The 24,903-nt window shown below is 39.4% G+C and carries 13 protein-coding genes; all 13 read left to right on the forward strand.

From position 1 onward, the window contains the following. Nucleotides 1-830: 830 nt before the first annotated feature. The 13 genes from gyrB (at nt 831) to addA (ending at nt 24,900) form a co-directional block, all read left to right on the forward strand. The gene (gene gyrB, locus J7R12_RS01150) at nt 831-3,263 is read left to right on the forward strand and encodes a DNA topoisomerase (ATP-hydrolyzing) subunit B (RefSeq protein ID WP_126602198.1); all 2,433 of its coding nucleotides are present in this window, start codon (nt 831-833) and stop codon (nt 3,261-3,263) included. 117 nt (nt 3,264-3,380) lie between these two features. Continuing rightward, entirely contained in the window at nt 3,381-4,163 is a 783-nt protein-coding gene (gene ubiE / locus J7R12_RS01155; RefSeq protein ID WP_126602196.1) for a bifunctional demethylmenaquinone methyltransferase/2-methoxy-6-polyprenyl-1,4-benzoquinol methylase UbiE, read from the forward strand. A 1-nt stretch (nt 4,164) separates the two neighbouring features. Further along, nucleotides 4,165-5,751 carry a 2-polyprenylphenol 6-hydroxylase gene (gene ubiB / locus J7R12_RS01160; protein WP_126602194.1) on the forward strand — a complete coding sequence of 529 codons (1,587 nt, stop codon included), beginning with the start codon at nt 4,165-4,167 and terminating at the stop codon, nt 5,749-5,751. Nucleotides 5,752-5,820: 69 nt separating this feature from the next. Continuing rightward, entirely contained in the window at nt 5,821-7,218 is a 1,398-nt protein-coding gene (gene coaBC / locus J7R12_RS01165; RefSeq protein WP_126602192.1) for a bifunctional phosphopantothenoylcysteine decarboxylase/phosphopantothenate--cysteine ligase CoaBC, read from the forward strand. A gap of 446 nt (nt 7,219-7,664) precedes the next feature. Further along, the gene (locus J7R12_RS01170) at nt 7,665-8,384 is read left to right on the forward strand and encodes a sulfate transporter family protein (protein WP_126602190.1); all 720 of its coding nucleotides are present in this window, start codon (nt 7,665-7,667) and stop codon (nt 8,382-8,384) included. Nucleotides 8,385-8,940: 556 nt separating this feature from the next. Further along, the gene (gene accD, locus J7R12_RS01175) at nt 8,941-9,861 is read left to right on the forward strand and encodes an acetyl-CoA carboxylase, carboxyltransferase subunit beta (RefSeq protein WP_126602188.1); all 921 of its coding nucleotides are present in this window, start codon (nt 8,941-8,943) and stop codon (nt 9,859-9,861) included. A gap of 4 nt (nt 9,862-9,865) precedes the next feature. Next, the gene (locus J7R12_RS01180) at nt 9,866-11,185 is read left to right on the forward strand and encodes a bifunctional folylpolyglutamate synthase/dihydrofolate synthase (protein WP_126602186.1); all 1,320 of its coding nucleotides are present in this window, start codon (nt 9,866-9,868) and stop codon (nt 11,183-11,185) included. Nucleotides 11,186-11,228: 43 nt separating this feature from the next. After that, nucleotides 11,229-12,227 (forward strand): complex I NDUFA9 subunit family protein, encoded by a 999-nt coding sequence (locus J7R12_RS01185; protein ID WP_126602184.1) that lies wholly within the window; start codon nt 11,229-11,231, stop codon nt 12,225-12,227. Between the two features lie 1,006 nt (nt 12,228-13,233). Next, a complete protein-coding gene (ahcY, locus tag J7R12_RS01190) occupies nt 13,234-14,631 on the forward strand; it encodes an adenosylhomocysteinase (RefSeq protein WP_126602183.1) in 1,398 nt (465 codons plus the stop codon). 38 nt (nt 14,632-14,669) lie between these two features. Next, nucleotides 14,670-17,135, forward strand: coding sequence for a PAS domain-containing sensor histidine kinase (locus tag J7R12_RS01195; protein WP_126602181.1), 2,466 nt, complete (start codon nt 14,670-14,672; stop codon nt 17,133-17,135). Nucleotides 17,136-17,185: 50 nt separating this feature from the next. After that, nucleotides 17,186-17,668, forward strand: coding sequence for a tRNA (adenosine(37)-N6)-threonylcarbamoyltransferase complex ATPase subunit type 1 TsaE (gene tsaE / locus J7R12_RS09170; protein ID WP_126602179.1), 483 nt, complete (start codon nt 17,186-17,188; stop codon nt 17,666-17,668). A gap of 639 nt (nt 17,669-18,307) precedes the next feature. Beyond that, the gene (gene addB, locus J7R12_RS01205; RefSeq protein ID WP_126602177.1) at nt 18,308-21,430 is read left to right on the forward strand and encodes a double-strand break repair protein AddB; all 3,123 of its coding nucleotides are present in this window, start codon (nt 18,308-18,310) and stop codon (nt 21,428-21,430) included. Beyond that, nucleotides 21,427-24,900, forward strand: coding sequence for a double-strand break repair helicase AddA (addA, locus tag J7R12_RS01210; protein WP_126602175.1), 3,474 nt, complete (start codon nt 21,427-21,429; stop codon nt 24,898-24,900). The genes addB and addA overlap by 4 nt, the downstream gene beginning before the upstream one ends. Nucleotides 24,901-24,903 lie beyond the last annotated feature (3 nt).

Raw genomic sequence — 24,903 nt, forward strand, 5'->3', positions numbered from 1 at the left:
TGCTGCTTTCATGAATTAAAATTGTTTCTATTCTTTCAAATTGCCAAAAAATTAACAGTTCTTTACAGTTTTCAGAATAGGGGGGATATAAATTTTCTCGAAAACTTCTTCACACAAATGCATAAAAGAAACTCATTTGTAAGGGAAGTGGTTTTTCTTTAGTTTGAAATGTAAATAAAAAACCTCTGTACTGCCGTCAGTTTTATTTTCTTCTAAGTATTTCTGTTAAACAAAGAATATTTCTTGTGTTTTTTAAATGCAAAATTTTTCTCTTAAGAAAATGCATTCTGATTTCTCTTCTATCAGCAATAAGCTGTACATACTTTTGACTTTGCTAGACAATTTTATCAAAATCCTTTGCATGACCCAAATATAATGCAAAAGCATATCACTTGTTTTTAGACAGTACGCAAAGAGTACACAACATAAATGACATCATTCGATGAAATCACTCATTTATACATCGTCGAAGGGGCACCCATAAAAGCACAAAAATTACGTTTTCTCCCTCTCACAAAAAAGAAATATCATTTTATTGCTCGCAGAATCCAAGTCCCTATCCATTTCCATTTAAAACATGCATATCTCGTGGAACATGAACTCATGAAATCAATTTTCGCATTTTTACATCTCATATACAATGCAACAGTACAAAAATGTTTGTGTATGCACAAATCATTCTCCCTCTATCTGTACCGACAGATGTTGAATATCAATCTGATATACGGTAAATATCTGATATGGTTATTCCATAAATAACTGGACAGAACGTCAAGTTTCGGAAAAGTTGATGAAATATCGCAAATTGAATACAGAAATGGATTAACTTTATGAGTGATGAAATAACCTCACCTACACAAAATGGTGACTATGATGCTGCTTCTATCAAAGTTCTCAAAGGTCTTGATGCTGTACGCAAACGTCCTGGCATGTATATCGGTGATACAGATGACGGTTCAGGCTTGCACCATATGGTCTATGAGGTTGTAGACAATGCTATTGACGAAGCTTTAGCCGGTCATGCTACTCTTGTAAACGTCACACTCCATGCTGATGGCTCTTGTTCTGTTCGTGATAATGGTCGTGGAATTCCAACAGATATCCACCCGACAGAGGGTATTTCAGCAGCTGAAGTTATTATGACACAGCTTCATGCAGGCGGAAAGTTTGACCAAAATTCTTATAAAGTTTCAGGTGGTCTACACGGTGTGGGTGTCTCTGTTGTTAATGCACTATCCGTTTGGCTTAAATTGCAAATCAAACGCAAGGGCAAAATTCATGAAATGTCATTTACCCACGGAGTCGCTGATTCTCCGCTAAGCATTATTGGCGATTGTGATACAGAAAGTGGAACAGAGATCAGATTTTTACCAAGCTCTGAAACCTTTACGATGGTTGAATTTGATTTTGACACTTTGGAACGTCGTTTGCGGGAACTCGCTTTTTTAAATTCTGGTATCCATATTCTTCTTGTTGATGAACGTCATGCTGATATTCGATCCGTTGAACTCCATTATGAAGGCGGATTAATTGAATTTGTCAAATATATTGACCAAACGAAAAAGGCACTTCTTGATAATCCTATCTACATTGCAAGTGAAAAGGATGGAATGAGTGTCGATGTTGCCCTCTGGTGGAATGATTCCTATCATGAGAAGGTCTTGTGTTTTACAAATAATATTCCGCAGCGTGATGGCGGAACTCACTTAATAGGTTTTCGCAGCGCCTTAACACGCCAAATTAATGGATATGCTGAATCTTCAGGCATTGCAAAAAAAGAAAAAGTTAATTTAACCGGTGATGATTGCCGTGAAGGGCTAACCGCTATTCTTTCAGTCAAAGTTCCTGATCCCAAATTTTCTTCACAAACAAAAGACAAATTGGTTTCTTCTGAAGTGCGCCCTATTGTTGAAAATTTAGTGAATGAAGGTCTTTCAGCATGGCTGGAAGAACACCCGAATGAAGCAAAGTTGCTTATTAGTAAAGTGGTAGAAGCTGCAACAGCACGCGAAGCAGCACGCAAAGCACGTGAACTCACAAGACGAAAAGGCGCTCTTGATATCACTTCTCTACCAGGAAAACTTGCCGACTGCCAAGAACGTGATCCAGCAAAATCGGAAATTTTTATTGTCGAGGGAGATTCTGCTGGCGGTTCAGCAAAAAGTGGACGTTCTCGCCAAAATCAAGCGATTTTGCCTCTCCGCGGTAAAATCCTGAACGTCGAACGAGCACGATTTGATCGAATGCTTTCATCGGACATGATTGGGACACTTATCACCGCTCTTGGAACATCCATTGGTAAAGATGAATTTTCACCAGATAAATTACGTTACCATAAAATCATCATTATGACAGACGCGGATGTTGATGGCGCTCATATCCGCACCCTTCTCCTTACCTTCTTTTTTAGACAAATGCCTGAATTGATCGAGCGTGGACATCTTTATATCGCTCAACCACCTCTTTATAAAGTATTACGGGGAAAATCTTCTCAATATATTAAAAATGAAACAGCATTCGAAGAATTTTTAATCAATACGGGGCTAGAAGAAGCAACTCTTGAGTTGTCAACAGGTGAAATGCGCGCAGGTGCTGATTTGCGCCAACTTGCTGAAGACGCCCGTATGTTACGCCAACTTTTAAATGGTCTTCACACACGCTATGATCGCACGATTGTTGAGCAAGCAGCAATTGCTGGTATCTTTAATCCTGAAGCCCTTTCAACACCAGAAAAAGCTCAAGAAATAGCAGATAAGGTCGCCAATCGTCTTGATTTAATTGCTGATGATATAGAGCGTGGTTGGAGTGGTCAATATAGATCAGATGGCAGTCTATGTTTTGAACGTATTTTACGCGGCGTTAAAGATGTTATTACCTTAGATGCAGGGCTTATCAATTCGGCCGATGCGCGGCAAATTGATCGTGTTTCTAAAAGTTTCATAGAAATATATAGCCCTCCCCCACTTCTACACCGTAAGGACAAATCAGAGCGTATTTTTGGCCCCATGAGTTTATTAGAAAGCATTTTTGCAAATGGTAAAAAAGGTATTACTCTCCAACGTTATAAAGGTCTTGGAGAAATGAATGCTGAACAGCTTTGGGAAACGACTCTTGATCCTGATGCGCGTTCTCTTTTACAAGTTAAAATCAATGATGCCACCGATGCAGATTCACTCTTTTCTCGTCTCATGGGCGATGAAGTTGAACCTCGGAGAATTTTTATTCAAGATAATGCCTTAAGCGTTGCCAATCTCGATATCTAAAGGTACTCTTTTGTTTCTAGCTGTATAAGCATCGTAGTTTTATACGTTGTTTTTCGTATTTGAACATTCCTTCTCACTTCAACTACGATGAAAGAAAAACTAAGGAAGGTCATGCATATGGCAGCTGAAACAGAACGCGTAGGAGCAAAAGGTGGGATGGAGTACTCTTTTGGCTTTACAAGAGTTGATGAAGCACAAAAACAATCCATGGTTGATGGTGTGTTCCACTCTGTCGCTGAAAACTATGACAAGATGAATGATATCTTATCATTAGGGTTACACCGTGTGTGGAAAAATTCTATGGTAGCATGGCTTTCTCCACCAGCACTTTCCAATTGGAAAGTTCTTGATGTAGCTGGAGGTACTGGTGATATCGCTTTCCGCATTCTTAATGCTTCACGCCAAAAAGCCCATGCTACAGTCCTTGATATTAATGGATCAATGCTTAGTGTCGGCAAAAAACGTGCACAAAAAAACGGTCTCGCTCCTCTGATCGATTTTGTCGAAGCCAATGCAGAACATCTGCCCTTTGAAGATAAAAGTTTTGATGCTTATACTATTGCTTTTGGAATCCGCAATGTGCCTCATATTGACCAAGCCCTTAGAGAAGCTTTTCGTGTTTTAAAACCGGGTGGACGTTTCCTCTGTTTAGAATTTTCAGATGTTGAAATGCCTTTGCTCGACAAACTTTATGACTTTTGGTCTTTCCATGCTATCCCTAAGATTGGTCAAATCATTGCAAATGATGGGGATGCTTATCGTTATTTGGTTGAATCTATTCGCAAATTTCCTAAACAAAACGATTTTGCCCATATGATCAATCAGGCGGGGTTTTCGCGCGTATCGTATCGCAATCTTACGGGTGCGATCGCAGCATTGCACTCAGGTTGGAAAATTTAAAATGGTGCAAATTTCTACTTACTTTCAATTGATGCGCGCAGGATGGGTTTTAGCGCGTGAAGGCGTTTTAAGTGCTCTTCCTCACGAGGATCTTCAAGGTTTTCCCGCATTATGTCATCGTGTAGCAGGTATAATAGCGCGACGAAAAACAAAGAAAAAACAACGCTGTGAAAATATAACTTATGCCATCAATAGGCTCGGTCCCTCTTACATAAAACTTGGTCAATTTCTTGCTACCAGACCCGATATTGTTGGACATGATATTGCAGAAGATTTGTCACAGCTACAAGATCGTGTTCAAACATTTTCTTGCACTGCTGCTATTGCACAAATTGAAAGTTCGCTTGGTCGTCCTATCAATGATTTGTTCGTAAACTTTTATCCCCCCATTGCCGCTGCTTCTATCGCCCAAGTTCATCCTGCTGAATATGATGATGGAAGCGGTCATAAAAAAAAATGTGCTGTTAAAGTCATCCGCCCCAATATCAGAACACGTTTTGCTCAAGATCTTAGAAGTTTCTATCTGGTTGCCCATTTACAAGAGCGTTATATACCAGCTTCTCGACGGCTACGCCCTGTCTGTGTGGTTGACACTTTGGCACAAACCACACGTATTGAAATGGACTTACGATTAGAAGCAGCTGCCATATCAGAAATGGCTGAAAACATTCAACAGGATACAGGTTTTCGGGTTCCAAAAATCGACTGGGAGCGAACAGGACGCAATGTTCTCACAATGGAATGGATCGACGGTATAAGAATATCTGAAATTTCTGCCCTCAAAGAAGCTGGCTTTGATTTACAAGCGCTTGCAATTACGCTTATTCAGTCTTTCCTTCGCCATACATTGCGTGATGGTTTTTTTCATGCTGACATGCATCCTGGTAATTTATTTGTAGACCCAAAAGGATGTATTGTTGCTGTTGATTTAGGAATTACAGGGCGATTGGGAAAAAAAGAAAAGCATTTCCTTGCTGAAATCCTTTATGGCTTTATTACCCGTGATTACCATCGCGTAGCACGCGCCCATTTTGAAGCAGGATATGTTCCTCCACACCATAATATTGAGAGCTTTGCTCAAGCCAATCGCGCTATTGGTGAACCAATTCATGGGCAATCCGCGCAAAGCATTTCCATGGCTAAATTGCTCACATTGTTGTTTGAAGTCACTGAATTGTTTGACATGCAAACACGACCTGAACTTTTACTGCTCCAAAAAACCATGGTTGTCGTTGAAGGCGTCGCCCGTACATTGGACCCTCATTTTAATATGTGGAAAGCTTCTGAACCCGTTGTCAGAGAATGGATTAGCAAAAATTTAGGACCTGTCGGAATTGCAAAAGACTTCAGTGAAGGGGCGCAAGCACTGCTTTCTCTAGCACGCAAGACACCACAATTCATACAAAATTTTCAACGTATGGAAGAGGACTTCAATAAAATGAGAGAAACAGGATTTAATCTTTCACCTCTCACCCTTAAACAACTTGCTCATGAGCAAAGTCGTATCAACCGTTATGGTCGTTATAGTTTGTTCATCATTGCACTTTGTTGTGTTTGTCTCACTTTTTACATTTTTCGTCTTTTCTAATCTGCTCAATATGCTAAAAAACATCAATGATGAAATCATTGAAATCAATTTATTTCTTGGATATATCTTATGGCTAGTCTTACCATTCGTAACCTTTCCTCTGAAATTAAAGAAGCTTTGCGCATACGTGCCGCAAAAAATGGTATTTCTATGGAAGAAGAAGTCCGCCGCCTTTTAAGCAATTCTACTATACCAGCTATACTCCCCTCTCAAGCAAGTCCACTTGAAATGCAATCATTGCAATCAAAATCACTACTTCTTATTATTGGTGGGAGTATTGCAGCCTATAAAGCGCTTGATCTCATTCGCCGTTTGCAAGAACGTGGAGCTGATTTAAACATTGTTATGACAAAAGCAGCACAAAAATTTATTACGCCTTTAGCCGCTGAAGCTCTCAGTGGCCGTACTGTGTATAGCGATTTATTTTCACGCGAAGAAGAACATGATATTGGCCATATTCGGCTAGCACGTGATGCTGATCTCATTATTTTAGCTCCTGCCACAGCCAATCGCATTGCAAAAATAGCCAATGGGATAGGCGATGATCTGGCTGATTGTGTGCTTTTAGCAGCACGCTGTCCACTCTTAATTGCACCCGCCATGAATCCAACAATGTGGACACATCCAGCAACTGTTCGCAATGTGGCAAAATTACGCACAGATGGCGTTCATATCGTAGGACCAGAAATTGGTAGAATGGCTGAACGCGATGAAAGTGGCTGTGGACGTATGAGTGAACCCTTAACTATTGTAGCTGCAGTAGAAGCTCTTTTAGGTGTACAAGAAAAACCTCTTTCTGGTCGCCATTTTATTGTCACCTCTGGTCCTACCCATGAACCCATTGATCCTGTCCGTTATCTTGCTAATCGTTCTTCGGGTAAACAAGGTCACGCCATTGCAACAGCTCTTGCACATTTAGGTGCCAAAGTGACGCTTATTTGTGGACCAGTTAATCTTGCCGCCCCCGAAGCAGTGAAAACCATCCATGTTGAAACAGCATGTCAGATGTTACAAGCTGTTCAAGCCGCATTGCCTGCCGATGGTGCAATTTTTGTCGCTGCTGTTTGCGATTGGCGCAGCCAAACACACTCTTTGCACAAAATCAAAAAAAGTGCTCATAAAACACCACCATCTTTGCATATGGTCGAAAATCCTGACATCTTAGCAACCATTGGACATGCTCCAAACCGCCCCCCATTGGTCATTGGATTTGCTGCTGAAACCTGTGACATGATTGCAAATGCGCAAAAAAAATGTGTCGAAAAAGGAGCAAACTTTATTCTTGCTAATGATATTTCTCTTCACGCTGATGGAACAAGCGTCATGGGTGCTGACACAAATCAAGTTTGTCTTGTTAGCAAAGACAATGTCGAACACTGGCCACACATGAGTAAACAACAAGTAGCACAAAAATTAGCAAAGGTTATTATATCATTCTTCAAGTCTTATAGTCCTACTCGCCAATAAGTAAGAAACTCTTTGTTTCAAATGAAAATAAAAATTTCGCACAAATGAATCGATTATAAAAAATGCAATACCAAGCAAAAAATGAAGCGTACACATCAAAATACGTCAAGCTCTTTCTAGGTATAATCCTATTGATTGAATAATCCCCTTTGTACAAAGAGTAAACTTCTCCATATTCGAAAGAAATGAAAATCTTTACCTATTTTAGCCTTTTATAACACAGATAGTCTTGGCGGTTTTATTGCCATTCACTCTTGTTGCTTCTTTCATGAACATGATAAAAAATTCTATCGGGATTTTTTGCAATGTATAAGGAATAGAAATATTTTTTCTTGACTGTTTACCCTTAAGCAACAACATTATAAGCTTTATGAAATAAGTTCCTATATAAAGCACATTTCACTCTCTCTTGTTTTCACTTTTTTTCTCTTATTTACTTGGTTATTATGATTTTTACTTCCGCCTATCGTGCTTTACAACGTCTTCTGACCCCAGCATATCGCATTATGATCTTAAAAGCATTGGGGATTACTTTTATTGTACTCATTATTTTATGGTTATGTGTACACCAGCTTTTCGTGTCCTATTTTTGGCCTTGGATTGCTCATTTTTTCCCCGGATTACCCAGTTGGGCAGGATGGTTGGGATTGGGCATGATTATCATTTTTAATCTTGGTTTAGCTTTGCTGATGGCTTTTTTGATTGCCCCAATTACCGCTATGATTGGGAGTTTTTTCATTGATTCTGCTGCCGAAATTATTGAAAAAGAAGATTATCCAAACGAGCCTATTGGACAAGCACTACCGTTTGGACGTTCTCTCATTCTCTCTTTGAAATTTGTTCTTTTAAGCCTTATCGGCAATGGAATCGCTTTTCTTTTGTTTTTCGTTCCAAGTATTAATTTGATCGCCTTTTATGTTATTAATGGCTACCTGCTTGGTCGTGAATATTTTGTGTTTGCCGCTTACCGTTTTCGAACTGAACATGAAGCGCATGCTTTTTTACGCGTTCATTACTTGACGGTTTTTGGGGCAGGATTATTGATCGCGCTTTTTGTTTCGATTCCTATCCTTAACTTAGCAGCACCACTTTTCGCAGCCGCCTTTATGACACACTTACACAAGATGCTTTCCCAAAAGACCACCGTATGCATTACACAAAAATAATGATGCTTATTCACTTAAAAGCTACAAAATGCATGAACAAAAGAGAGTTTACAATAGACTCACTCTTTTAAACAACGGCTTTCATTTCTCTCATCAAAGGAACCCTTTTAAAAAAATCTTGCTCTGGTACTGGTACTTCGTTAACATAGCACTGTCATGTCCATTGTTTTTATGGACTGTTATAGTCTTTATAATTCTAGGGCTTCTTTGCTTCAAAACCGTTGATATTAATGATGAATCGAATATTCATTTTCATCAGAAGCAAATGAAAAGCCAACCAGTGCAGGGAACAGATTTTGATATCAAAGCAAGTGAACAAATAACATAAGTTATTAAACTACTGAGAGATTTGTTGTAAGGAATACTCCTCATGCAGATGATTGCTGTGACATGGACCAGAAAAATTAAAGGATAATGGAATTAGAACTATACGTATACTCGTAAAAATATTAGAGAGACTCGTCTATTCAGCTGTAAAGTGGATTTCATCACTTCAGTCTTAGTATTCTTTCAAATCATGCAAAAAGTGTATAATATTTAAAGAGAGGCTATAAAGATGAACTGGATTACAAATTATGTTCGTCCTAAAATTAACTCTATATTGGGGCGCCGTGAAATTCCAGATAATCTATGGATTAAAGATCCCACCAATGGTGAAATGGTCTTTCATAAAGATCTGGAAATGAATCAATATGTCATCCCCAATTCTGGTTATCACATGCGTATCAGTGCTAAAAATCGTCTCATGCATTTTTTTGATGATGGTGTTTATACGCCTCTTGAAAATCCAAAAGTCGTCACAGACCCTTTAAAGTTTCGCGATGAAAAACGCTATATCGATCGGTTAAAAGATTATCGTTCTAAACTTGGAGTTGATGACAATATTTTAAGTGCACATGGTACTATCGAAGGTTTATCAATTATAGCTACTGTTCAAGACTTTGCTTTTATGGGGGGATCCCTTGGTATGGCTTCAGGAGAAGCTATCATTAAAGCTTTTGAGACTGCCATTGCCGAAAAATGTCCTTTAGTTCTTTTTGCTGCTTCTGGCGGTGCACGCATGCAAGAAGGAACACTTTCATTGATGCAAATGCCCCGTACAACAGTCGCAATTGAAATGCTGAAAGAAGCAAAACTTCCCTATATTGTTGTTCTGACCAATCCAACCACAGGTGGCGTGACTGCTTCTTACGCCATGCTTGGCGATATTCACATTGCTGAACCTGGCGCTATGATTGGTTTTGCGGGACCACGCGTAATTCAACAAACCATACGTGAAACTTTACCTGAAGGTTTTCAAAGTAGTGAATATCTGCTTGAACATGGTATGATTGATATGGTTGTCTCGCGTTTAGAAATGAAAACGACTATTGCACGCCTTTTACGCTTGATGATGAAATGTCCTGTAGCTGTGCATCCTTCCCATCCATCTCCAACAAATTCTCAGATATCGCTTTCTAATACAGAAGCTGCTTAATCTCATGGGAAAAAGCCAAGTACAAGGGATGATAGATGAGTTATTAAAAAACTATCCGAAAAAATTTGATCTTTCTCTAGAGCGTATTGTTCGCGTTTTGGAGAAGCTCGGCAATCCCCATTTAAAACTTGCACCTGTTATTCACATTGCTGGAACAAATGGCAAGGGATCTGCTAGTGCAGTTTGTCGTGCTCTTTTAGAAAGTGCCGGCTATCGCGTTCATGTCTATAGCTCACCTCATCTTGTTAACTGGAATGAACGCTGCAGGCTCGGTCAAAAAGGAAGAGGCAAATTTGTTACAGAGAGCCAATTGGCTGAGACAATTCGTGAAATTATAAAAGTGAATCGCCAAAAACCGATTACTATTTTTGAAATTTTCACCGCAGCAGCTTTTATGCTGTTTAGTACACATCCAGCTGATGTCGTGATTTTAGAAGTTGGATTAGGAGGGCGTTTTGATGCCACCAATGTCATTAATAAGCCAGCTGTATCGCTTATTATGCCCATCGATTATGATCATGAAGCTTTTCTTGGAAACACAATTGCACAAATCGCTTTTCAAAAAGGGGGAATTATCAAACCATCTGTTCCAGTGGTTATTGGTCAACAAAGTCACGAGGAAACTCTTCCACTTTTAACAACCCTCGCGGATAAAAATAAAGCACCTTCTTCCCTCTTTGATCAAGATTATCAAAGCTATACAGAACATGGACGTATGGTTTTCCAAAATAATCAAGGCCTCATGGATCTTCCACTTCCTAACCTCGTTGGCGCCCATCAAATTGCCAATGCCGGAGCTTCTCTTGAAGCAATTTATCAAGCGGGTTTTCAACTTTCAGAACAAGCCATAAGTCACGCCTTGCAAAATATTTATTGGCCAGCACGGATGCAACATCTTACGCATGGGTTTTTGATTGATCAACTCTCTCCTAGCATTGATTTATGGTTAGATGGCGGACATAACCCTGCTGCTGGAAAAGTTGTAGCAGCAGAACTTACCCAATGGAGAAAAAAAACAAACCGTCCTTTTATTATGATCGTTGGTATGCTCAACACCAAAGATGCTGTTGGTTATTTTCGTCCTCTAGCCAACCTTGTCGATAAAATCTATACAGTCCCTCTGACCAATAACACAGCAGGTATTTGTCCAACGATTTTAGCTGAATCTGCTCGAAAAGTAGGGCTCTCTGCCCTCCCCCAAGCTCATCTACAAGAAGCTTTACAGAAAATTAACTTGGAGCATAAAGATGCAATTGTGCTTATTGGTGGTTCCCTTTACCTTGCCGGTGATATTTTACGTGACAATAAAACACCACCATGTTAGAAATCAGTTATTCATAGAGCTTTGAAAGATAGACATTTTAACCATGCAACTCGATCGTGCACTTTACCAACATCCTAAACTTATTACTGTTTTTGGCGGATCTGGTTTCGTGGGGCGGCATGTCGTTGAAGCTCTCACTAAACGAGGTTATCGCGTTCGCATCGCCGTTCGTTGTCCGCAAAAAGCTTATTACATGCTCCAAATAGGAGAAGTAGGACAAACCCAAATGCTTAAAACTGATATCAAGCACCGTGCCTCTGTTGCACGGGCATTGCTTGGAGCAGAGGGGGCAGTGTTTCTTCCTGGTAGTTTAATACAAGCAAATCAATCGAACTTTCAAAAGACACAAATTGACGGCACACAAAATGTCTCTGAATTAACAGCTGAAGCTGGTATTCCACTTCTTTATATGTCAGCACTTGTAGCCAATGAAAATGCTTCGTTTCTTTATGCACGCGTTAAATCTATGTGTGAGAAAATTGTTCAAAGTAAGCATCCTCAAGCAATTATTATGCGCTCCTCTGTTATCTTTGGGCCAGAAGATTGTTTTTTCAACAGCTTAGCAAACTTTTCGCGTTTTTTACCGATTATGCCCCTTTTTGGAGGGGGACAAAGCAAATTGCAGCCCGTATATGTTGGCGATATTGCTGAATTTATCGTCCGCGCTTTAGAAGGACAAGTTCTCTCTGGAAAAAGCTATGATCTTGGAGGACCCCAGATTATTACATTCCAAAATATCCTTGAAAATATACTTAAAATTGTTCATCGTAAAAAAACAATTCTCTCCATGCCTCTTTCTGCAGGTTTATTAATTGGGGGTGTTTTGGGAACTATCGGTAAATTACCTCTCTTACCAACATTTCTCACAGCTCATCAAATACGCTTCCTGCAAGTGGATAACATTGTTTCTCAAGAAGCTATAGAAAATGGATATACTTTAGAAGGAGCAGGGATTTCTCCCAAAACAATGGCTGCTCTCTTACCAAGTTATCTCTGGAGATTTCGTCCACAAGGTCAATTTTCCAAAAATTTGCCAGCTTAGTACATATTCTCGCAAGAATGAGTCAAGCTCTTGATTGATAATGATTCATTTTCCCCTCTTGAAATGAGAGGACTGAATAGAATTATATTTTTTCATTTTAATCTTTTGTATTCAGAATTATAAAAATTCTATCCGCACATCACAAGAGAGAGCATTCTATGGGTAAAAATGGTTTTAGCTTATTGCTCTAAGGCCATAAGGACAGTGGTATCACCTACATTATACCATTTACAAGCAGCACCAGAAAATGGAGTGACAAACAAGGTAAGATATTTCTTCAAAAAGCACGTAAATGAGAAACACAATGACGCACTTTCTTCGTGAAAGGATGTGATGTTATTAAAATGCGATGCATAACGCAATTTTTATTATTTAAAAGATATTGCTGTGGATTTTTGAAAGTTGTAAAACCAAACTCAGAAAAAGAGCAAATCTGAGAAATCTTTCTTAACGCTACGCCTTCCTGTTTTTCCCAAATGAAGCTATGTTCTGATTTGAGATATAAACCCTGTAGAATAGTTAATGTTTTGGTTCCAATCTGCTCTACAAACGCTAGGATAGCTTCCCATTGATCGGTCTTAATACTTTATCCCGAACATACGGCTGATCTTAACAAACAACAAAACGCGCATATTCCTTTTGTAAGTCTATGAACCTTTATTAAAAAATGTCTGTATTGATGAAATGCACATATTTTATTCTCTTTTCAAAAAAATAATCTCATAACAACCTTTCTTGTCATGCTATCTTCCTTACAGATCAAAAGCAGTAAAATTTGATAAATTTTTCTTACTTAAAAAACTTATAAATCCCCTATTATTTTTACGGGAACATTATCATTTGAGATGTAAATGTGAATTTAGGGGACAGATTTATAGAGATTTAAAAATAATTTTTCCACATAAAGAAGTCTTTCTATTGGCTTGCATTTTTTTTTAATTTCTCCTACCGTCTTTTCCAATTTCTCCTACCCTCTGGGGATAAATAATTTTAAAGGGATTAAAGAATGGCAACTCCAGATTATGTTGTCAAAGACATTGCGCTAGCTGCCTACGGGCGTAAAGAACTTGATATCGCCGAAACAGAAATGCCTGGTTTAATGGCTTGTCGTAAAGAGTTTTGTTCCAGCCAACCTTTGCGTGGAGCACGTATTTCTGGTTCATTGCATATGACGATTCAAACAGCTGTTTTAATTGAAACATTGAAAGCGCTTGGCGCCGATGTACGGTGGAGTTCTAGCAATATTTTTTCTACGCAAGACCACGCCGCAGCAGCTATTGCAGCTACTGGTACCCCTGTTTTTGCGGTTAAAGGCGAAACTCTTGAAGAATATTGGACTTATATAGATGCCATTTTCCAATGGCCTGATGGCAATCTTTCCAATCTTATTTTAGATGATGGAGCTGATGCTACAAACTATATTTTAGTAGGTTATCAAGCGGAAATAAATAAAGACATTCTTTCTCATCCCAAAACAGAAGAAGAGGGATTTTTTTTCAAACAGATTCAAAAACGTATGACTGCCACACTAGGATTTTTCACACGCCAGCGTGCAGCAATCAAAGGTGTGAGTGAAGAAACCACAACGGGGGTACACCGTCTTTATCAATTACAAAAGGAAGGGCTTTTGCCTTTTCCTGCCATTAATGTCAATGACAGCGTTACTAAATCAAAATTTGATAACAAATATGGGTGTAGAGAATCATTAGTAGATGGTATCCGGCGCGGGACAGACGTGATGATAGCTGGAAAAACAGCTATTGTCTGTGGCTATGGCGATGTAGGAAAAGGTTCAGCAGCCTCTCTTTCAGGTGCTGGAGCACGTGTTAAAGTGACAGAAATTGACCCAATCTGCGCCCTTCAAGCTGCTATGGACGGCTATGAAGTTGTTGATTTAGATGATGCAGCCTCCAGTGCCGATATTATCATCACAACAACGGGAAATAAAGATGTTGTACGATTAGATCATATGCGGCAAGTGAAAGATATGTGTATTCTTGGGAATATTGGTCACTTTGATAATGAAATCCAAGTCTCCGCTCTTCGAAACTTGCCATGGACAAATATTAAACCGCAAGTCGATATGATTACCTTTCCTGATGGAAAACGTATCATTTTGCTCTCTGAAGGACGTTTGCTTAACCTCGGCAATGCTACAGGGCACCCCTCTTTTGTTATGTCTGCATCATTTACCAATCAAGTTTTAGCGCAAATTGAACTCTTTAACCGTTCAGAACACTACAAAAATGAAGTCACTGTTTTACCTAAACACCTTGATGAAAAAGTTGCGCGTCTTCACCTTGATCGTCTAGGAATAAAATTAAGCGTTTTATCAGAAGAACAAGCTGCATATATTGGAGTTACACCACAAGGACCTTATAAACCAGATCATTATCGTTACTAAAATGTTTCCTTGGGTTAAAAGAAAAGGGAAAAAGTGCCGTGCTCAACTTTGGTGATCATAACCCCAAAGAAAAAGCTCAAAAAATGATCCGAATCTATACGCACATTTTTTGCCTTTTTTGCTTTTTTTTTCCGACACATGTTGTTGCTCAATCATTGGAAATGTATCTTCCATTCCACTTCACTTTACCAGATGGTCCATGGCTTCTTGTAGCGCTCTGCGGAGGTGTTTTTTGTGCCTTACTTCTCATGTCTATGACAATTATTATGCATGCAAAAAAAACTTCACAAAAACCTCTGCAGATAATTCAAGAAGATTTTTCTGAAAAACTTAAATATTATGAATGGCTTCTGGAAGAAACAGGGCAATTTCTTCTTATTTGGGAGAGTCCAACAGCTTCACCTCGTGTGGTTGGTAATATTCCCTCATTACAAAAAGTAGGAATTCAACAGCAAAATTTTCAATGCTTTGAGCTCTGGATTGAAGAAAATTCAAGACAAGAACTGGACCACGCATTAACGCTATTGCGTTACCAATCTCACTCTTTTGAACTTTCCATCACCACCACAAATAATATGCTGTTACAAGTTACAGGAGTCATTGCTGGAACAGCAGCCATTGCGCGTTTTCAAGACATCTCAACACAACAGAGCGAAAATGCGCATTTGCAGAAAGATATTGCCCAAATCCTCACTGAGCTAAGAATGCAGCGCAACCTTCTTGATCATATTCAAGAACCTGTATGGATACGAGATTGTAAAGGGAATGTTCGTTTTATCAATCGTGCCTTTAAAGAAATAACCGGTTTTCGAGAAGGTAGCAATGAAATAGATGATCTTTTCAAGGACACACCACACCACAAAACAGATGAAATAGAAACGATTTTTCAAGAGCATGTTCATACCGTTATTGATGGAGAACGGCACCGTTTTCATCTTACACGGCTTATAACAGCTGAAGGAATGGCCGCTTTTGCGCATGATGACAGCGCATATGAAAATCTTTCTAATGAACTAAAACGTGTGTTGCAAAACCATTGTGAAACACTTGACCAAATCTCAACAGCTGTATCTATTTTTGATACCAACCAAAAATTAAAATTCTGCAACCATGCTTTTAAAATTTTATGGCCTTTGGAGAGTTCTTTTTTAGAAAGTGAACCAAGTCATACGTTGCTTCTTGAACGTTTGCGTGAAAAAGGACTCATTGCTGAACACCCCGATTGGCGTGTGTGGAAAGAAGAACTTTTTAAAGCCTATCGACAAACAGAATCGAATCAACAAATTTGGAATCTTCCAGATGGGCGCACAGTACGCGTTATTTCTAGCCCTCACCCTCAAGGAGGTGTGACTTGGCTTTATGAAAATCTCACAGAAAAAATTGATCTCGAACGACGCTATAATACACTCATTAAAATACAAGGCGAAACACTTGATAAGCTTTCAGAAGGTGTCGTCGTTTTTGGCAGTGATGGGCGTCTTCGTTTATCGAATCCAGCCTTATCAAAATTATGGTCTCTCCCGTATAATTTATTGGTAGAAGGTACCCATATTACACAATTACAAAGCCATTGTTCAACCTTAACCGTGGGGAAAGAATGGAACGAATTTACCAAATTTATTACAGGTTTTGATGAAAAACGCGATACATATTCAGGCCGTATGGACCTCATAAATGGAACGATTATTGACTATACATTGGTCCCACTTCCCAATGGGCAAACAATGCTCACATTCGTTAATGTTACAGACAGCATCCATGTCGCGCGTGCTCTCCAAGAAAAAAATGAAGCCTTAGAAAGTGCTGATCGTTTGCGTAATGAATTTGTCCAACATGTTTCTTATGAATTACGTACACCTCTTACCAATATTATTGGATTTTCTGATATTTTACGTGATCAAATTTTTGGCTCTGTCAATGAACGCCAAACGCAATATCTCGGGTATATTCACTCAGAATCAGGTACTCTTTTGAATATTGTTAATGATATTCTTGACCTTGCAACCCTCGATGCGGGCATCATGGAGCTTGACATACAATCGGTTAATATTGCTGATGCTATGGTGCAAGCAGTAGCACGCGTGGAAGAACGTCTTAATGGACGTTATATTACGCTCTCACAACAAATTTCGCCTTCTTTAAATTTTATTTTTGCTGATGCAACACGTTTGCATCAAATCTTTGTCAATGTTCTTAGTAATGCTATTAATTTTGCAAAAGAGGCAAGCACTATTGAGTTTTGTGCAGACGAACAAGATGATCACATTGTCTTCAGTATCCACAATGAGGGATCTGATATCCCAGAGGATGTTCTTGATCGCGTTTTCAAACGTTTTTCTTCCCATTCACACCATGGTGGGCGTGCAGGAGCAGGCCTTGGTCTTTCCCTTGTTAAAAGCTTCGTTGAGCTTCATGGTGGACACGTTGAAATTCTCACCGGTACAGGACAAGGAACAACGGTTAAATGTTTTTTCCCAATTTCTAAAGGAGATACAGTTTTTTAATCCCAGCGGTCTTATTATAATTTTTTTTCATCCATTTCACGGAACTCTTCATGCATTTTAGTTTTTTTCTTGAGAATGAAGAAGCAACTCAAATTTTCGCGCACGATTTAGCCCTTGCTTTAAAACCTGGTGATCTTGTGACGCTGCAAGGCGATCTTGGAACAGGAAAATCAACCATCGCACGTACAATCATCCACACACTTGCAAAGGATGATACTTTAGATGTTCCAAGCCCTACCTTCACACTTGTTCAAAGCTATCAACTTCCACAATTTGAAATTATCCATGCTGATCTTTATCGCCTTTCTATGGCAGAAGAAATTGACGAATTAGGGCTTCAAGAAGCACGTAAGCACAGTATTTTACTCGTCGAATGGCCAGAAAAAGGTGAAGATCTTTTAGGACCAACTACTTTTGCTCTCACCTTACAATATAAGGATCATGGGCGTCATGTGACACTTACATCAGCACAACATTCTACTGAGGGTCTACAGCGATCTTTTGCAAATTCGCGCATTTTTAAAAATCCATAACCGCGGTCATGTTTATCATCATTTTTTGGCTAATGATGCTTGTACATATACTTAAAAACTTCTCAATGATGGAAATCATTATAAATGACTTCATGGATGTACAAATTATGCAAACAGATTCCTTCCCCATGCAACAATGCCATATCTTATAAAAGGTATCCGTCAATTTGTAGGGATTAACCAGCTTATTTGAGACAATAGATTTTCTGCATTCCATATTTTTGTCAAAGATTAAGAAAAAAATCTTTTTAATTTTAGAAAATCTCTGGCGTGAAAGACTTGCCGATAAAATCGGTAAGCCTCTGAAAGAGCACTCTATCGCTTGTAGCGAATTGCTGGCTTTCTTTCACCAAAAAACTTGGCCTTCAAAAAAGAAATTTGCAAAATTTTTACTTCAAATTCCCTGCTATTATTGTCAAGCACTATAATATGCGTGATTATCATTTATCCAATATTCCTTGGCTCATGTATAAAGAAGGAATTGCCCGCATTGATTTTCTTGATTTTCAAGATAGTTAAAAAAATCCACTGCACAAATAGAGCTTTTTAGTTTTTCCCTGCATGAAAATTGTATACAGTAGAAATCATGCAAATAATTCATAAAATAGAATATTTTCCACACATCCCAAATGAGATTACATGACCTATAAACCACGTGTCTTTTCTATTTCTACGGGAACTCCTTTTCTACCGCATTTTGTTGATGCACTATTTTCTGGTGCACTTATTGATAACTTTGCGCCCAATGGGGATATCCAAATGGCTCTTGCCGATACCCTCATTTATGTGCCAACACGTCGTGCTGCCCGCGCTTTACGTACAGCCTTTGTTGAAAGAAGCAATATAAAGTCAAGCTTTTTGCCAACCATTCGCCCTTTGGGAGATCTGGACGAAGAAAGTTTCCTTTTTGCAGAAAACCATACCAACACTCTATATCCTCCCATTGAAGAAAGTGAACGTCTTCTGCTTTTAGCGCGCCTCATTCGTCCTTGGCGTGAAAACTTACCGGCTCATTTGCGTGCCATGTTTGGTACAGAAGAAGTGCTTATTCCTGCTCACACTGCCGATGCAATTTGGCTTGCTCAAGATTTAGCAAAGTTAATGGATGAAATTGAAACAGAAGCAGCAGATTGGTCAAAACTGAATAAAATTGTTCCTGATATGGTAGCCGAATGGTGGCAAATAACACTCGATTTTCTTACCATTGTCACACAAAACTGGCCACAAATTTTACAAGAAAGACAACGAAGCAATCCTGTTGAATGGCGTAATCAAACTCTCAAAATGCATGCAGAAACTCTAAACCATACACAACCTCATAAACCTATCCTTGCAGCTGGTGTGTCAGGTTCTATTCCCGCAGTTTCTTATCTTTTAAAGGTCATTGCTTCTCTACCCAAAGGAGCTGTTGTTCTTCCTGGGCTTGATCTTCATATGGATGAAGAACAATGGGAGGCATTAGGCACAACCAATAAAGAAAAGGCAACTTGTCATTCTTTTGATCATACAGCGAATATTTTTAGCCATCCTCAATATCATTTTAAAAAACTTCTCTCTCTCATGAAATGTCACCGCATTCATGTTCGTGAAATTGGTCAACAAAATCCCATAAAGAAAAAACGTACAGCGCTTTTATCAGAAGCATTTCGACCAGCTTCTACAACAGATAAGTGGGTACAGATTGTCCGTGATGATTATGAAGACCTTTGTGCAGATTGGTCATTCATTGAAGCTATCAACGAGCGCGAAGAAGCTCTTGCCATCGCCGTCGCTTTACGCAATGCCATTGAAGAACCTCAAAAAACTGCCGCTCTCATTACAAATGACCGCAATTTAGCACGCCGTGTTGCCGCTGAATTACAGCGTTTTGGAATTGAAGCAAATGATTCAGGAGGAATACCACTTGCACAAACATTGCCTTCAACCCTGTTAAGGCTTCTTTTAGAAAATGTGTTTCAACCTCATGATCCAATTGCTTTTCTTTCTCTTCTCAAACACCCACTCACAACACTTGAACAAAACCGTCACCGCTTACGCGAAATGGCAGAAAATTTTGAACTCTTTGTTCTGCGAGGCAACACGAGCCGTATCAATTTTTGCGAATGCAACCAATTTCTTGAAAAGTGGATAGAAACACATTTCCACAATACTTCTGAAATCAATGCCCTTGATCAACAGAAATGCGAAGAAGCACAGCTCCTTTGTCATCTTTTGAGTCAAGCTATTGAACCTTTAGCATCTCTCGTGAAACAAAAGAAAGAATGCACTATCAATGAAGTCGCAATAGCAACAATTGAAGTTTTTGAAAATTTTGGGCGTGATGAAAATAATACTCTTGAACATCTTTATCAACATGAAGCAGGACAAGCTTTAGCATCTTTTTTGCGTGAATTGGTCAGTGATCAATCAGAATTAACATTTCCTCTTTGCGAATGGCCCGCCATATTTTCAGCTCTTATAGCCACCCGTTCTGTAACACCTTCCCCCGGAGGACATCCACGTTTATTCATTTGGGGCACGTTGGAATCACGTCTGCAAACGGTTGATACGGTGGTTATCGGCGGACTTAATGAAGGATCATGGCCCATAGCAACCCGCAATGATGCTTTTTTATCGCGGCCGATGAAAATGATGTTAACTCTTGAACCACCAGAACAGCGTATTGGTCTTTCCGCACATGATTTTCAATGGGCTATGGGAATGAATAAAGTCGTGATGAGTCGAGCGATAAGGGTTAATCATGCTCCTTCACTTCCTTCACGCTGGTTACAACGTTTAGAAACAGTAATAGGAAAACAGGTTTGGAAACAAATCCGTGCCCGAGGAGAATGTTTTCTCCATTGGGCAAAAATGCTCGATAGTACAAATATGATCGCTTGTGCAGAGCGCCCTTGCCCTGTACCGCCCCTTAATATGCGTCCTCGCCATTTTTCAGTCACTGAAATAGCAACCTTGCGGTATGATCCTTATGCCATCTATGCTAAAAAAATCTTGCGTCTTAAACCGCTTAAGGCGCTTATCTATCATCCTAGTGCTTCTGAGCGTGGAATACTTTATCACGCTATTCTTGCTGCTTTTGGTACACAAATAAAGAATCTAAATGCCGCAAATGCGTTGGATGCCTTGCTCACTCTTGGACGACAAGAATTTGATAAGTTCAATTTACCTGCCGATGTTGAAACAATCTGGTGGACAAATTTTGAAAACCTTGCTCCTTTCATTCTTCAGTGGGAACAAAGTCTAGAGCCCCGAGAACGACATACCGAAGTCGCATCACAAAAAATACCGATAGGTACAACAGGTGTAACTCTTTCAGGACGCGCTGATCGTATTGATGTTTTGCCAGAAAAAATGGTGGAAATCCTTGATTTTAAAACAAGTACGCCTCCCTCATCAACACAAGTTCGTCATTTATTATTTCCACAATTGGCACTGGAAGCAGCTTTGCTCATGAAAGGAGCCTTTACAGATTTTCAAAATCTTACCCCTTCAAATCTATTTTACATTCCCCTCAATGGAAAAAGGGAAATCACTCCCAAATCAATTTTTTCAAAGAAAGGGGAAAAAGAGCACCAAAATGTCATTAGTCTCAGTGAAAAAGCATGGGAACATCTTATCACATTAATGGAATATTATAAAAATCCACAGCAAGGCTACCTTTCACACGCAGTCCCTTTCAAAAAAGACTATGAAGGTGATTATGACCATCTGGCACGCTTATGGGAATGGTCTCATGGTTTTCATAATGGAGGTCAATCATGACTCCTTTTTCTATTCCTGAAGCAGCCCTCGATGCACAGGCAACAGCAACACACCCCCAAAAAAACGTATGGGTTTCTGCAAATGCAGGTTCTGGAAAAACACACGTTTTAAGCGAACGTGTTATCCGTTTGCTTTTAAATGGTACCCCTCCAGCACGTATTTTATGCCTCACTTATACGAGAGCCGCTGCCGCTGTTATGCAATCGCGAATTTTTCGCACACTTTCCAGTTGGAACGAACTTGATGATGACCAGCTGCAAAAAACCTTATCACAGCTCGAAAACAAACCCATCAATGCGCAAAAATTAACCTATGCACGCCAACTCTTCGCTCGTGCCCTTGAAACACCTGGTGGCTTAAAAATCCAAACTATTCATGCCTTTTGCGAATCTCTCTTGCATCAATTTATGCTAGAAGCCAATATTGCAGGGCATTTCGAACTCATAGATGATATCAACCGAAAAAAATTATTACAAGAAGCCCGCTGCCAACTTTTGAAGCATAATGATGCACAACACGCTTTGAAACAACTGTTTAAGGTTATCAGTGAACACAGTTTTAATCAATTGCTGTATGAAGCAACTGAAAAGCAACATAAACTATCTGATTTTTTATCCTCTCTTCTCTCTGAAAATGGAGAGGAACAATTGCGTGCGCTGTTTAATTTAGCGCCTGATGATACAAACCAGCAGCTACTGGAAAAAATTCAACAGACTGCTCGCCTGCCCCTGTATGCTCTTACACATTGCAAAACTCACGGCAACCAGAATCTTAAGGATATAGTTGCGAAATTTTCTCAATTAGCAGAAACTTCTGATGAAACAAAGATTATCAACATTATTTCCGATATTTATTTCAAAACGACAGGCGCCCCCCGTAATTTCTCACGTTTAGCGCGTAAAAAAACAGATGAAATTTGGCCCTTTGTCCAAAAAGAAATAGAAGATAAACAAAGTAAACTTTCTGTTCTTTTAGAAAAATATCAATGCGTAAAAATCCTCGAACTCAATATAGCTGCTTTTCAGCTTTGTGCCATCTATCTCAAAATTTATGCAAATTTAAAAAAATCCAATGGTTTTTTAAATTTTGATGATCTCATTGAGCGGACACTCCATTTGTTACAACGAAAAGGTGCTAGCCAATGGGTACACTATAAACTTGATCTTGGTCTTGATCATATTTTGCTTGATGAAGCACAAGATACAAACCCTGAGCAATGGAAAATTATTCAACTTTTAGCGCAAGAATTTTTCACAGGTCATGGTCAACGTACAAATACCCGTACTCTTTTTGCTGTTGGAGATGAAAAACAATCTATTTATTCTTTTCAAGGCGCTGCTCCAGAAAATTTTGCTGCAAATGGGAGAATGATCCAAAAAAAAGCAGAACAAGCGAAGCAGAAATTTGAAAAAATACAACTGAATTATTCTTTTCGTTCTACTGCTGATGTCCTTAAAAGTGTCGATCTTGTTTTTGAAACACCAGAAAATTACAAAGGGCTTTCAGCAGAAAATACCAAAACAGTGCACGAAGCTATTCGTATTCACAGCCCCGGTGAAGTTATTTTATGGGATGCATTTTCTAAAGAAACTCATGAATTTCCTGACGATTGGCATTTAACTGTTGATCAGTTAGATACGCCGGAAGTACATCTGGCGGAAAAAATTGCTGAAACCATCGCAAACTGGTTACAGAAAGGAGAAATGCTTCCAGCAAAAGGGCGCTTAATGCGTGCAAGTGATATCATGGTTTTGGTTCGCAAGCGCGATGAATTCGTCTCTGCGCTTTCTCGTACACTTAAACAACATAATATTCCCGTAGCTGGTGCTGACCGTTTACAGCTTACCAACCACATTAGTGTGCGTGATTTAATGGCACTTGCACGCTTTGTCTTGCAACCACAAGATGATCTCTCTCTTGCTTGTGTTTTAAAAAGTCCACTTTTTTCACTTAGCGAAGAAGAACTTTATCAGCTTGCAGCACACCGTACAGATTCCCTTTGGCAAAGCCTATGTACATATGCCTCATTGCATACATCTTTTCAACATGCCTTTGAAACCTTAAGCCACTATCGCGCTCTCGTGGATAAAATACCAGTTTTTGAATTCTATAGCCATATTTTGAACAATGATAAGGGACGACAAAAAATTCTAGCCCGTTTAGGATCTGAAGCAAATGACGTGCTCGATGCTTTTATGGATTACACACTCACGATCCAGAAAACAGGCTTACCAGGATTGCAAGCTTTTTTGGAAACATTAAGTGTAAGCGAACCAGAAATTAAACGTGAGTTTGATCAAAACCACGAAGAAGTCCGTATTATGACGGTTCATGCTGCTAAAGGATTGGAAGCTGCTGTTGTTTTTCTCGTCGACCCAGGGAGTGCTGTTTGGCATTCTCAACATGCACCACACCTTCTGAAAGTTCCCTTAAACAAGAAACAATTAAGCGACCAACAAACTTTTATCTGGCGTCCTAACGCAGAATTCAGTACCCCCCCCTCTGAAAAAGCACTTTCGCATTTAAAAGAACGTGCAGAAGAAGAATATAAACGCCTTCTCTATGTAGGCATGACACGCGCTGAAGATCGATTATTTATTTGTGGATATAAAAGAGAGAAATCCCCCTCTCATACGTGGCTACAATTGGTAAAAAAAGCTCTTGAACCACACGCAGTGCCAATAAAAGGTCCTGCAGAAGATATTGCAGCTTGGCGTTATTGCATCACACCTTCTTCTGCCCCTATAAACCAAGAAGTATCCTGCACTGATAGCTTGGCACTTCCGCCTTTACCGGATTTTTTCTTCCATAAAGTACCCGTAGAACCAGCCCTGCCAAAACCATTAAGACCCTCTGTTGCGAGTCTCTCTATTGAGGCTGATGCGGAGATTTTTTCCAATACAAAACAGCTTAGCATTTCACCTGTTTTAGGAGAAACAAACACCAACAGAGCTTTTTCCATTGAATATGGGAATATTGTGCATCGATTGCTACAATATCTACCCAATTGCCCTCTCGAAAAACGTCGAGATTACGCCCAACACTATCTCAATACAAAAACCTCTCATTGGCATGAATCCCAAAGGGAAGAAGCACTTCATCATGTTTGGCAGATACTAGATCATTCCTACCTCAAACCCCTCTTTTCTGTCAATTCACGTGCTGAAGTCTCTCTCATGGGTCTTGTAAAAGTTCGTGGTAAAGAACAATCAATTTCCGGTCAAATTGACCGTCTATACATCACACAAGGCAGCATTATCTTTGCTGATTTTAAAACTGGAACACCACCAGAAAGCGAAGCTGCTATCGCTCCACGCTATTTGTTGCAAATGGCCCTTTACCAAAAGCTGCTACAGGCTATTTATCCAAGCAAAGATGTCCAAGCTCTTCTTGTCTACAGTAAAGAAATAAAAATTTTTAAACTTTCTTCAGAAAAACTCGAGGTGCTTCTTGATGAAATTGCTTCATAAACC

Origin of the sequence: Bartonella vinsonii subsp. vinsonii (genome assembly GCF_902825235.1) — a bacterium.
Classification (GTDB): Bacteria; Pseudomonadota; Alphaproteobacteria; order Rhizobiales; family Rhizobiaceae; genus Bartonella; species Bartonella vinsonii.